14 protein-coding genes and 1 pseudogene are annotated in these 11,493 nt (G+C 44.4%); 5 read left to right on the top strand and 10 right to left on the bottom strand.

From position 1 onward, the window contains the following. Positions 1-28 precede the first annotated feature (28 nt). The gene (locus M1D71_RS01600) at positions 29-685 is read right to left on the bottom strand and encodes an amino acid ABC transporter permease (RefSeq protein ID WP_458124976.1); all 657 of its coding nucleotides are present in this window, start codon (positions 683-685) and stop codon (positions 29-31) included. 23 nt (positions 686-708) lie between these two features. Further along, positions 709-1,530 (bottom strand): transporter substrate-binding domain-containing protein, encoded by an 822-nt coding sequence (locus M1D71_RS01595; protein ID WP_458124975.1) that lies wholly within the window; start codon positions 1,528-1,530, stop codon positions 709-711. A 323-nt stretch (positions 1,531-1,853) separates the two neighbouring features. On the opposite strand from M1D71_RS01595, the gene M1D71_RS01590 reads away from it, so the two are divergent. After that, the gene (locus M1D71_RS01590) at positions 1,854-2,498 is read left to right on the top strand and encodes a GntR family transcriptional regulator (RefSeq protein WP_458124974.1); all 645 of its coding nucleotides are present in this window, start codon (positions 1,854-1,856) and stop codon (positions 2,496-2,498) included. Positions 2,499-2,533: 35 nt separating this feature from the next. On the opposite strand, the gene M1D71_RS01585 is transcribed toward M1D71_RS01590, so the two are convergent. Then, the gene (locus tag M1D71_RS01585; RefSeq protein WP_458124973.1) at positions 2,534-3,289 is read right to left on the bottom strand and encodes a class I SAM-dependent methyltransferase; all 756 of its coding nucleotides are present in this window, start codon (positions 3,287-3,289) and stop codon (positions 2,534-2,536) included. A gap of 163 nt (positions 3,290-3,452) precedes the next feature. Here M1D71_RS01585 and M1D71_RS01580 point away from each other — a divergent pair, with 163 nt between their 5' ends. Beyond that, positions 3,453-3,806, top strand: a complete 354-nt coding sequence (locus M1D71_RS01580) for a hypothetical protein (protein WP_458124972.1) — start codon at positions 3,453-3,455, stop codon at positions 3,804-3,806. A gap of 245 nt (positions 3,807-4,051) precedes the next feature. On the opposite strand, the gene M1D71_RS01575 is transcribed toward M1D71_RS01580, so the two are convergent. From M1D71_RS01575 to M1D71_RS01560, 4 genes are all read right to left on the bottom strand, one after another. After that, complete coding sequence (locus tag M1D71_RS01575; protein ID WP_017691121.1) at positions 4,052-4,279, bottom strand: cold-shock protein; 228 nt, start codon at positions 4,277-4,279, stop codon at positions 4,052-4,054. A 188-nt stretch (positions 4,280-4,467) separates the two neighbouring features. Further along, positions 4,468-4,668: a cold-shock protein gene (locus M1D71_RS01570; protein WP_024633772.1), complete on the bottom strand. Its 201-nt coding sequence runs from the start codon at positions 4,666-4,668 to the stop codon at positions 4,468-4,470. A 394-nt stretch (positions 4,669-5,062) separates the two neighbouring features. Then, positions 5,063-5,299, bottom strand: a complete 237-nt coding sequence (locus M1D71_RS01565; protein ID WP_036607962.1) for a DUF6953 family protein — start codon at positions 5,297-5,299, stop codon at positions 5,063-5,065. Positions 5,300-5,436: 137 nt separating this feature from the next. Then, on the bottom strand, positions 5,437-6,225 hold the full coding sequence (locus tag M1D71_RS01560; protein ID WP_458124971.1) for a CPBP family intramembrane glutamic endopeptidase: 789 nt from the start codon (positions 6,223-6,225) through the stop codon (positions 5,437-5,439). Positions 6,226-6,532: 307 nt separating this feature from the next. On the opposite strand from M1D71_RS01560, the gene M1D71_RS01555 reads away from it, so the two are divergent. Next, positions 6,533-7,204, top strand: a complete 672-nt coding sequence (locus M1D71_RS01555) for a phosphatase PAP2 family protein (protein WP_458124970.1) — start codon at positions 6,533-6,535, stop codon at positions 7,202-7,204. Positions 7,205-7,344: 140 nt separating this feature from the next. On the opposite strand, the gene M1D71_RS01550 is transcribed toward M1D71_RS01555, so the two are convergent. Next, positions 7,345-8,124, bottom strand: a complete 780-nt coding sequence (locus M1D71_RS01550) for a helix-turn-helix transcriptional regulator (protein WP_458124969.1) — start codon at positions 8,122-8,124, stop codon at positions 7,345-7,347. 112 nt (positions 8,125-8,236) lie between these two features. Between M1D71_RS01550 and pyk the strand changes: the two genes are divergently transcribed. Continuing rightward, positions 8,237-9,652, top strand: coding sequence for a pyruvate kinase (gene pyk, locus M1D71_RS01545; RefSeq protein WP_339239141.1), 1,416 nt, complete (start codon positions 8,237-8,239; stop codon positions 9,650-9,652). 165 nt (positions 9,653-9,817) lie between these two features. Here pyk and M1D71_RS01540 read toward each other — a convergent pair. Both M1D71_RS01540 and M1D71_RS01535 read right to left on the bottom strand, forming a co-directional pair. Continuing rightward, a pseudogene (locus M1D71_RS01540) lies at positions 9,818-9,955 on the bottom strand (PAS domain-containing protein); the annotation flags it as partial. 68 nt (positions 9,956-10,023) lie between these two features. After that, positions 10,024-10,473, bottom strand: coding sequence for an SRPBCC family protein (locus tag M1D71_RS01535; RefSeq protein WP_458124968.1), 450 nt, complete (start codon positions 10,471-10,473; stop codon positions 10,024-10,026). Positions 10,474-10,735: 262 nt separating this feature from the next. Here M1D71_RS01535 and M1D71_RS01530 point away from each other — a divergent pair, with 262 nt between their 5' ends. Further along, a complete protein-coding gene (locus M1D71_RS01530) occupies positions 10,736-11,473 on the top strand; it encodes a WecB/TagA/CpsF family glycosyltransferase (RefSeq protein ID WP_458124967.1) in 738 nt (245 codons plus the stop codon). The last annotated feature ends 20 nt before the right edge of the window (positions 11,474-11,493 follow it).

Below are 11,493 nucleotides of genomic sequence, written 5' to 3'. Positions count from 1 at the left end.
AGCTCTTCTTCGAATCCTTAATCAATAGTTATCGAGAAGTAGACAGTTTACGTTCCCACCAGGAGAGCAAGTTGGCCAGTGTAAATGTGATTATAAAGTAGAGTCCGGCGGCAACAAGCAGCGGAGCAAGGGGCTGGAACGTCACTCCCTGAACCGTTCTGGCCGTGTATATAATCTCGGCTATGCCGATCATGGAGACTAGCGAAGAATCTTTAATGATAATAATGAATTCATTGCCGATAGCCGGGAGCATGTTACGAAAAGCCTGTGGCAGTATAATGTAACGAAGTGTCATACCATGCGTCATGCCAAGGGAGCGCGAAGCTTCCGTCTGTCCTTTATCAATCGCTTGAATCCCGGCCCTGAACACCTCCGCCATATAAGCTGAGCTATTCATAGTTAGAGCCACCACCCCCGACATAAATGCCGGCAAGTTCACACCTATAACCGTCAGACCATAATGAATAATAAGAATCTGTACCAGCATCGGCGTCCCTCGAATGAGTTCAATATACGCCGATGCCACAAATCTAATTGGCCATACTCGTGATATCCGCATTAGTGCCATGATCACACCAAACAACGTACCAAACAATACACCGAAGAAGGAAAGCTCAAGCGTAACCCACGCACTTCGTGCATAATCCTGCCAATGCTCTGATAGAAAGGAAAAATCTAAATTCACGGCATATCCCTCACTCGTCCGTTTTATTCACCGAGCATCTCATTCGCTTCAACGACAAAACGTTCAATATCTCCATTCGATTTGAGCTTTTCCAATGTAGTGTTGATCTGATCCAGCAGCTTCTGATTACCTTTCTTCACCGCGATGGCCGAACCACCCTCATCTTCAGCCTGGGCAATCTCTACACCCGCAACAACAAGCCCCTTTTGGTTGCTCACATACTGCTCCGCCACCGGCTTCTCCAGAATAAGTGCGTCTACGCGGCCCGTCTGCAATTCCAGAATCAGTTCAGGTATTTTGGCGAGAGAAGTGAGCTTTGCTCCCCCTATTTCCTGAGCGATCCCTTCCTGAATGGAACTCTTCTGTACGCCAACCTGCTTGCCCGAGAGATCATCCATGGACTTCAATGCCGCATCTTCGCCTTCTCTAACGAGTACAGCCTGTTCTGCATAATAGTAGATATCTGTAAAATCAACGTTCTTCTTGCGTTCCTCGGTAGGGGTTAAGCCCGATATTACAAAATCGACTTTATCCGTACCAAGGGCCATAAGAAGGCCGTCAAAGTCCATGTCCTCAATCTTCAATTCAGCTCCCATATCAGCCGCAATCGCTTTGGCAATCTCGATGTCAAAACCTACGATGGTATCTTTACCATCAATTTTCTTATGAAATTCATAAGGTGCATAGTCTGCACTGGTTCCAAGCACGATTATTTCCTTTTCCGTAGAGCTACTTCCCGAGGATGAAGCAGATTCCGATCCGGTTCCTGTCGTTTTTTCCTGCCCGCAAGCGGACATGATCACAATCACTAACAACAGCATCATTGGCAACAGCACTTTTTTCACACATCATACCCCTATTCTTTTTTTTGAATGAGCAGCATAATTAATTCGTATACAATATACATAAGACAATATATGGTCTTATATGTAAGTAATACTAACAAACAGTCTGGTTTATCACAATCATTTTTCAAACAATTATACGCTCCAATTCCATAAAATATGCTATATATAACACAGCACTTACATCGGTTGAAACATGAAGTCTGCTTGCCCAACTTCCCCCTCGGTGTTAAGATGATAAAAACTTGAAACTCCTGAACGGCGCGCACAGTACGGCCCCACACCCACCCAATCATCACTATACATAGAAAGGAGGATTCGGTATGGAGGTACCCAAATACCGGTCCTTGAAAGATCACGTATACGATTACATTGCCCAGAAGATTCAGGACGGGACGCTACTTCCCAATCAGAAGATCAACGAAGCCGAGATATGCAAAAAGCTGGACATCAGTCGCACGCCCACCCGGGAGGCGCTTTTTCAGCTGGCTTCGGACAATCTGCTGCAATACATCCCACGCAGGGGATTTATTGTCACTCCTTTTGATGCAGGCAAAAAACTGGAGTTCTCCCAGGCAATCGGTGTACTGGAGGCACTTGCTGCCACACTCGCAGCAGATCACCTCAAACCGTCCGAACTGATGGAGATGGAAACTTTGGTTGTCCGAATGGACGAGGATATTAGCCAACTTGATCTTGCGACTTATAACAAGAACCAATACCAGTTCCATAACCTCTACATCCAGCGATGTGGTAACGCCACAGTAATTGAGATGTTAAACACGTTGAAGAACAGCTTCATCAGGCAGTCATATGTTAGTGATAATAAGCCAAAGCTGTCTGAGGTACTGCTCGAAGTCAATGAAGAGCACCGTCAAATTTTAAATGCGTTTAGAGCCAAGGATAAGTTACAACTGGAATCCCTGCTTAAGCACCATTGGCGTATTATCGATAACGATATGCTGTAATAAGAGATATCCCAACACACCAAAGGCAACCCACACTATTGTGAGTTGCCTTTTTTCTGTCTTTCCTTTTTGAGCTCCAACGGTGCCCTAGCCGCAAAAACAGCATATCCTAATTTTTTACCGTATTTAGCAAGTAAACGATCATTGGTGCGACTCATACGCTGCATACGTTCATCTTCATACCAATTCTTATCCATCTCGCGATGTGGATCATGATCCACACCCCACTTTCCCATGGATCGCGAATGCTCTTTAACTTCAATCTTGGTAAAACCACACTGTTTGAGGCGCTTTCTCCACGCTGTCACCGTTGCCAGGGTTCGTATGCCGTAAAATTGTTTCAGCCTGCGGCTCATTAATTCGGTCTTCCGTCCGGATAGAACCATCTCCCGATCCACCAAAAGTCCAGTCGGCTTCAAAACTCTTCTATATTCAGCAAATGCACTCCGCCATGAGGTGAATATCGTAACCGACTCCACAAATATCACATCAAAATGATTTTCCGGAAAAGGTAGCGCTGCTACATCGGCCTGAACAAATCGAACATCCACCCGTTCTCGTCTCGCTCGTCGAACTGCCTTATCCAGCATGTGGCGATGCAGATCAATCGCGGTTACCCGATAGCCACTTTTAGCCAGGTAACATGCTGTCCTCCCCGTGCCACACCCTATCTCAAGGACATGACTACCCACAGGCAGAGATAAGTCATCCAGCAACTTCATCGTTGCCAAAAAACCTCCGGGATGGGCACTTCCCTCCCCTAACCGAGCCAGCATGTCATGATATTCCAAGCAACATCCCCTCCCTCACTCCTACCAGTGTATGGAACAGACTCAAAAAGGCTCCTCCCTATTCGATTTCCCGGGTACTCGTCCATACCAATTCCTCTTCTATTTACTATGATATACAAACCGTTGATTTTAGCGGCAAACCGCAACAATGAGGGGGATATGCATGCATAGAATTCATCCGGTATGTGAAGAGACGGTGTCTCCGCACGTGGGACGTTCCGTTTGTCTTATTATGAAAGACGGTAAGCATATGTACGGCACACTTGGAGGTTGCCGGGATGGAAAGGTATATTTGAATGGATGCTTCGAGGGACCGCGCCTGTCTTCAGTGAAATCCAAGCAACAACTTCGTAGAAACAATAAGAAAAACGCAGTATCAGCTAAGAAAGCAAAATCTTCAGCTTACGGTGGTTATGGTGGATACGGAGGATATGGTTATGGTGGCTATGGCTACGGTGCAGGGTATGAACTCGCTCTTGTGTCTACACTACTGTTGCTCCCATTCCTTTTCATCTAACCCCAATCTAAGAGTGGTCTAAAATTATAGTCATAACAAAGAACCTTTTCGCTATATGCAAAAAGGTTCTTTGTCTTGTTCGTACTATACACGTCAATTACAATGTAATTTCAGTTAGAAATGATACAAAAAAAGGCATTCGCCAAAACGAATGCCGGGAACTTCATATTTAATACCCTTACCTTCGCACAGGGTGTCTGTTTAATCTTAAAAAAAAACACCTCGTTAGAGGCGGGTAAGCTATGTTAAATCCGATTTCCTTTAGGCATCGTTTTCAGATTACTATTCGAATTCTCAAGCAATGGTAGCATCCTGGTCGTGCTAACCATCTCAGAAGCACATATCGGACAAGTAGGTACGTTATCAAACGCAAAATTGTCCCGCATCCATCCTTTGCACGTATCACTCGTACATTCCCAGATTGCCGCATCAGCTTGTGGAATCTCTTCCAACGGTTTTTTGCGATTATACATGACTTCTACCCCCTTTGTTATGGAAAAACATCTAACCGACGTTATTTCACAGAAGCCAACACTTAGCGGAAGTTTTACGTTCCACCGAACTTCTGCCTCGACAACTATTGGGCCAACTTTTGTATAACTGATCAAAAAAAAGAAGCTGCCTTTACCATTATAACATGTTAAAGGCAGCTATGCTTTAATTACAGTTTTACAACTTCTTCTGCTTGAGGACCACGGTTTCCTTGTACAATTTTAAATTGCACGCGTTGACCTTCGTCCAGCGTTTTGAAGCCTTCGCCTGTAATAGCGCTGAAGTGTACGAATACATCTTCTCCGCCTTCAACTTCGATGAAACCGAAGCCTTTATCAGCGTTGAACCATTTTACTGTTCCGTTTTGCATGTGAATTACACCTCCAAATAAAGATTAACATGTTCCTTTGTTCTTTGCAGCAAGCAAATAAAAATTCACACATTGAAAAAGGTACCAGTCATAAACCTATAAGTGATCGCCCTTTACAATATATGAATTAGGTTTTCCACTCTCTACAACTTGTTTTTATTATAACTCCAATTCAGCCAAAAAGCAAATCTTTGTATTTTCTTTTCAAACAGCTTTGGAAATACATGTTATTAACTGCACGGGGACAGGGTTTATCACGCTTATGGCCCAGCCGCTCGTGTACGGTCTTATGAAAGGATATGCAGATCTAATCCAGCTTATACATTTTTTTATATAATATTTTGACATGCATATCCAACACAACCAAAGAACTATCTTACTACATTTTAACACCCTACGTCCATGCCCACATAAATGCATCCCGATCCCAGGCGATCTGCCCACGATGAAGCTTACGGAAAGCCTTCTTCACTTCCTTGGACAATGACGTATTGCCGTTCTCGTTCACAAAAACAAACTCTTCCCCAAAATGGGTCTTCACATATTCTATTGCAGCTTCCTGATGAAGGGTTCCTGTGAATTTAATCTCCTGAACCATCCATTCTGCTACGCCCTGTGCTGTCTTTTCCACAATATCACCTACTGTCTGTACCTAATGTGCGGATAGGCAGGCTTCGTATCATAAACATACCTGTCTTCCCGCCAGACTGAAGTATACCATGTTCCAACCACTGACGGGAAACCGTATCATAACTTCAGGTGGGATCGTTAACGACCAACCGTAGTACGCTGCTTGCTTCTTTTGAAAGGAACAGATGTATTCGTTCGATGGCTCCACACCAACCATGCACAGTATACAATCAGTACTGCCAGTATAAACAGATCGTAGGGTAGTGTTCCTGTATCTTGCAGGTCATTCCCGAGAAACTGAATCAGATTATGTATGAAATGAAACAAGATAAGCGGTACGATATTTCCGTTCTTCAGCATTAATAACGCCAGCACAGCTCCCATGAGCAGCGCATAGATCAATTGCATGATCGTATCCGTCATATTCTGACCAGACAATGCGTTCAGGAGATGTGTGATTGAAAATAAGATGCTGGAGGTCACGACTGCGGCAACTGCACTTTTTTGAAGCAATGTTTTGAAAATAAGCCCGCGATAGATCGTTTCCTCCACAAAAGCTACGAGCAAGGTGAAAAAGACGAAAAAGGCCACCTTGGACAGGGTTAGCTCCCCAAATCCTTTCAGGGCAATTGTACCCAGTACAAGGAGTAATGGAATATAATACTTTGCGTGCCCAGCCGGGATACTTCGCAAGGAACGGAATCCAGTCTCTCCCCACTTGCGCTTTAACGTCAGATAGATAATTAGCACAATGGCGATGGGTGTAAAGGAAATAAGTACAGGGAAAGTGTAATCAAGTTGCTTTATCGTTGCAATGGCTCCTGCAGCAAATACGGCCAACAAGAGAAGCAGCTCAATAATCACGACGGTGAGCACGGGTTTACGCTTGGAAAAAGAATGTTTTGGCTTGGATGGCGAACTAATCATGCATTGTTCCCCCTCGCTTCATTTACTTTTTTCGTTGTCACAAGAACTTGTATGCCAATATAGTTGTATCATATGATCAGTATAATGAATATCCCTATTATGGATAAAACTATAAAAGTAACAAAAAAGAGACTTATCTCAAATGCTTTTCCCCTAAAATCAGGTATGGCTCACGCTTGGATCTGTCCATTATAGTATTACAAGAGTTCAATGCTGCAGGGGTGTAGCGACTCTCCAACGTCATATATCTATGAAGTGCCATTAAAATGATAGTTTCACAATGCATAATGAAAATCAGGGGGATACTATGAAAGCATTCTTTCAGCGCTGGGGGCATTTACTAGCTATTTTGTGCATACCGCTCCAAGGGTCGATTTACGTTTTTCTAGGCAGTAGTACCGGAAGTGATGTGTTCTACAATTATGCCTGGATTGATACACAGATTCCTTTTATCAGAGAATTTATCTATCCATACATTAGCTGGATGCCCATTCTGTACCTTGGATTTCTCTATCTGGGTCTGACGAACAAGTCGCTATTCTGGCGTACGTTGATTACCTATAATGTTGGTGTTATGGCTGCGAATATCTTTTTTGCAGTATTTCCCACCTATGTACCACGCCCAGAGGTCAATGGTACCGATCTAAGCAGCTTCTTTGTACAATTCATCTATACAAACGATGCACCCTATAATTGTTTCCCAAGTGTGCACTGTCTCACCAGTTACTTGTTGTTTATCATCATCAACAGACACTTGAACTTCAAGCCGTTCGCACGAATATCCTGGTCAGTATGGCTGTGGTTAATTATTGCTTCGACCGTATTTGTGAAACAGCATTCCCTGTTGGATGTGGCTGGCGGGATCTTGTTTGCGGAAGCGGCGTATTGGGCTGTGCATGTCTTTGCTGTTCGACTGGAGCAGACACGTAAGAAAAACAAGCAACTGTTGAAGAGTCACCATTCCAGCAGTAATACGTAATACCTAATAATATATGTGACGGTGGGATGATTATCCTTCTATATCAACAAAAAGAGGGCCTAGGCCCTCTTTTACTTTATACAGATTTGGTTAAACCTATTATATAGAAGAACTTTGATGAGTTTGAGTTTATTACGTGTTCATACTATAGGTGGACGTTCATGGAGCAGATCGGATGGTGCACTTCCGGTTATACGCTTGAATATGCGGTAAAAGTAAGACAGGTCTCGGTAGCCGAGAAATTCGGCAATTTCCTGAATGGAGAGTTGTGACTCGGTGAGTAGATATATCGCTCTTTTCATTCGTTGATCATGGACATACTGGCTGATGGTCTGATTCGTCATGCTTTTGAATAATGCAGCAGCATAATTGGGGGTCTTACCAATCTCATCTCCGAGTTCTTCCTTCGTCACTCTCTCCCGATAATGCCGCTCAATGTATCGCTTCATCCGTTCAGCATGATTATGTCTCTCCGGCGGGATGACTCCCCGATCAAGCTCTCTGTTCATATAAATCAACACTTCCATCAATAAGGCTTGGCTCATCATGACATAATAAGATGGACGCTCCTGCCACTGCTGATGGATAGCGCTCATACGTTGATGAATTAGTTCATAACATCCGGGTTTATGCCGCAAAGCCTCATACCGCTCCAGTGCAGGCAAACCTTCCGTAAGACCACGCTGCAGTTGAATCACAATCTGTGTGTGCGTTACCGTAGGAATACTCTTGCCATAATACGGGACACCACCTGGAATGAGTAGCAATTCACCCTTTTCCATGATCTGTTTATCACCGTTCACCCAATATACACATTTCCCATATGTAACCAAGCTAAGCCGCCAAGTCTCTTGAGTTTGCACAGCTTCTTCGTACCAACCAACACCATTAATGTGTCGTACTTCAAGTGGAGTAACCATAACACACCTCATTACTGGACTATACTCTAACCATTGTACTATAGTTCATACCCTGTTTCGACAGAAAACGCTACAATACACATATAAGCTTAAATATGAGGAGGAAATTAGCATGTTAAAAACAAAAATTATTTGTACCATGGGACCTGCTTGTGACTCAATCGAATTATTGAAAGTAATGATTCAGGAAGGTATGACCGTTGCCCGTTTGAACATGGCTCATGGCGAACTGGAAGATCACGTTACACGGATTAACAACATCCGGAAAGCGGCTTCCGAACTGAACACCTATGTACCGATCATGATGGACATCAAAGGGCCGGAAGTACGTATCGGCAAACTGAAAGAAGCATCCTGCCACCTGCAAGCTGGCAAAGAACTGATCCTGACTACCGAAGAAATTCTCGGTGACGCTGAGCGTATCTCAGTTAACTATCCGGAACTGAACCTCGTTGTAAAACCTGGCGATCGTATCCTCATCGATGATGGCCTTGTGGATCTGACTGTACTGTCCGTAGAGGGTTCCGATATCCATTGTAAAATTATCAGTGGCGGCATTCTGAAACCACGCAAAGGGGTTAACTTGCCAGGAATCAAAACGACACTGCCAGGTGTAACCGAGCGTGACGTTATGCACATCGGATTCGGCATCGAAAACGATATCGAAATTATTGCAGCATCCTTTGTTCGTAAAGGCGACGACATCCGTGAAATTCGCAGCATTCTGAAAGAGCGCGGCGTAGAACACGTACAGATCATCTCCAAAATCGAAAACCAGGAAGGTATGACGAACCTGGATGATATCATTGAAGCATCTGACGGTATCATGGTAGCTCGTGGTGATCTCGGGGTTGAAGTACCGATCGAAGACGTTCCGATGATGCAAAAAGAAATGATCGATAAATGTAACCGCGCGGGTAAACCGGTTATCGTAGCTACACACATGCTGGAGTCCATGCAAGTGAACCCACGCCCTACTCGTTCCGAAGTTAGTGACGTGGCGAATGCTGTACTTCAAGGTGCAGACGTTGTGATGTTGTCCGGTGAATCAGCTGCTGGTAAATATCCGGTACAATCCGTGCGCACAATGGCTGCTGTTGCTCGCCGTGCTGAAACGATGATCGATTACAAAGAGCAATTCGCACAAAAATCGGCTCAACAGATCGCTGATATTACTGAAGTTATCAGTCAGGGCGCTGTAAGTTCTTCCCTCGTACTGAATGCAAAAGCAATCATCACTTCGACTGAGAGTGGATTCACAGCGCGTATGATCTCCAAGTATCGTCCAAAAGCACCGATCATCGCAGTTACACAACATGAAGAAGTATTGGCAAAAATCTGCCTGCTCTCCGGTGTCATTCCGGTTATGGGCGACAAAGTAACCACAACGGATGAAATGTTCGAGTCTGCTACACGTAACGCTATCAAAACAGGTTACATCGAAAAAGGTGACATTATTGTATTGTCCGCTGGTGTTCCCATTGGCCAATCCGGTAATACGAACCTGATTAAAGTTCAACAAGTATAATTGAGCAGATGAAAATGTCTCTATAAATAGAATTACAAAAAACAACCGGGAGCAGAAATGCCTCCCGGTTGTTTTTGTTGATGTTGTGTGCCCACCATCATGATGTTAAAACTAACGGCTTCGAGCTTATAAATTTCGAGAATGATTAACCCGATCCTAATTGACCTGCTCCTTGTTCTTCTCATGAGTAACATCTCGATTAGTTCCAGCTACACGCAGCGGTACTCCATCATGATCCCGAATGGTCTCCCTGCCGGCATGATACCACCGACACTCTCCGTCTTTGCGTTGCAAACGATAATCAGATATTTCATCAGTTCCCTGAAATTCAATGCCATATACATAAATCATTCATGATTGCCTCTTGCCGGTTACCAGCCAAAATTCAGCGTTTTCCCAGTCTCCACCCAAGTTTTGATGCTGCTCAGAATCATCCACCAGCTGCTCTGTGCACTCGCAAAGGAAGGATGGTTTTCTGTAAATTGATCATTGATCAGCGTCAGCTTCGTACACTCACCCACAGTCTCCAACTGAAAGACGACTCTGGATTGAAGCTCGGCATGATTCGCATGGTACGACGGTCCAGGATGCTCCTGATAACTGAGTGTGGACAGTGGTTCGAATTCTAATATATTTCCATACACATGGACAGTCTCTGTACCATCATTGCCCGGCCCTACATAAGCAAACGGTTGACCTGGTTGGAAATTGGTACGAAGTTCGCTGCCGAAAAAACTGTTCCGTGTGCCATCTGGTGATATTAGAGCATTCCACACGTCATCTAGTCCTGCATTGATATAGAATTCATATTTCAGTTCCATGCACTCACTCCCTTTATGTATTGGATACGCGATCTGCCGACCTCGCACTCCTATCCTATCGTTATACCCCAAAGGCCGTATTGTAAAAACGCGACAACAGGTAAAAATATAAGCTTTCTTTAAGTGTCCCGGAATGTTTATACCATGATCCAAACGCGTTGTGCCCATATAGTGCTTTCTCAGAAGATCAGATATACTGAACTGGAATGAAATAACAGTACCTGCTCAAGATGATAAGATGAAACTAGAAAGGAATGGAGAGATGAGCCAATCCACGAATATCATGGGTATCCCGTTTCCCAATGTAACGATGGATCAGACTGTTGCGATCCTTGGTGAAGTCATAGATCAGGATAGCACTGAACTATTCCATGTCATCACAGGCAATCCCGAGATCGTCATGTCCTGCCAAAAGAATGCTTCCCTTCGCAAAGTTGTCGGTCAAGCCGGGTTGGTTACGGCAGACGGTGCTGGCATTGTGATGGTATCCCGTTTTCGGGGCGGAAAGTTAACTGAACGGGTAACCGGTTGTGATCTGCTATTTCGTTTATTGGAGGAAGGCGATCGAAAACACTGGTCATTCTACATGCTGGGAGCAGAGGAAAGCGTCAGTGAACAGGCAGTAAAGGTCATTGCACAACGCTATCCCGGAGTAATCGTAAAAGGTAGACACCATGGTTATTTCCAGGCAGATGAGGAACAACAGATTGTGGAAGAGATTCGTACTGCTCAACCAGACTTTCTTATCGTAGCTCTGGGTGCACCCCATGCCGAACACTGGATTAGCAACTATCGACACCAGTTGAACGCTCGTGTAGCCATAGGTGTAGGAGGTAGTCTGGATATCGTGGCTGGCAAAACCAAACGTGCTCCTGCGATGTGGCAGAAGCTTAACCTGGAATGGCTCTATCGCCTTCTCAGTCAACCTTCGAGATGGCGCAGGCAACTCATTTTACCCCGTTTTGCTGTGCGTGCATTGTTGTTCAGAGAGTCTAAATAATGTGAGATGAGCAGGAGGGG

This window comes from Paenibacillus sp. Z3-2, from assembly GCF_054161325.1.
The sequence above is the reverse complement of the archived record's forward strand: the minus strand, read 5'-3'. Positions and strand labels throughout refer to the sequence as shown.

Excerpts from the sequence above, each read along its gene's own strand:
- M1D71_RS01590 (WP_458124974.1), top strand. The coding sequence starts at position 1,854 with ATGGAGGTACCCAAATACCGGTCCTTGAAAGATCACGTATACGATTAC.
- M1D71_RS01580 (WP_458124972.1), top strand. The coding sequence starts at position 3,453 with ATGCATAGAATTCATCCGGTATGTGAAGAGACGGTGTCTCCGCACGTG.
- M1D71_RS01575 (WP_017691121.1), bottom strand. The coding sequence starts at position 4,279 with ATGTATAATCGCAAAAAACCGTTGGAAGAGATTCCACAAGCTGATGCG.
- M1D71_RS01570 (WP_024633772.1), bottom strand. The coding sequence starts at position 4,668 with ATGCAAAACGGAACAGTAAAATGGTTCAACGCTGATAAAGGCTTCGGT.
- M1D71_RS01560 (WP_458124971.1), bottom strand. The coding sequence starts at position 6,225 with ATGATTAGTTCGCCATCCAAGCCAAAACATTCTTTTTCCAAGCGTAAA.
- M1D71_RS01555 (WP_458124970.1), top strand. The coding sequence starts at position 6,533 with ATGAAAGCATTCTTTCAGCGCTGGGGGCATTTACTAGCTATTTTGTGC.
- M1D71_RS01550 (WP_458124969.1), bottom strand. The coding sequence starts at position 8,124 with ATGGTTACTCCACTTGAAGTACGACACATTAATGGTGTTGGTTGGTAC.
- pyk (WP_339239141.1), top strand. The coding sequence starts at position 8,237 with ATGTTAAAAACAAAAATTATTTGTACCATGGGACCTGCTTGTGACTCA.
- M1D71_RS01535 (WP_458124968.1), bottom strand. The coding sequence starts at position 10,473 with ATGGAACTGAAATATGAATTCTATATCAATGCAGGACTAGATGACGTG.
- M1D71_RS01530 (WP_458124967.1), top strand. The coding sequence starts at position 10,736 with ATGAGCCAATCCACGAATATCATGGGTATCCCGTTTCCCAATGTAACG.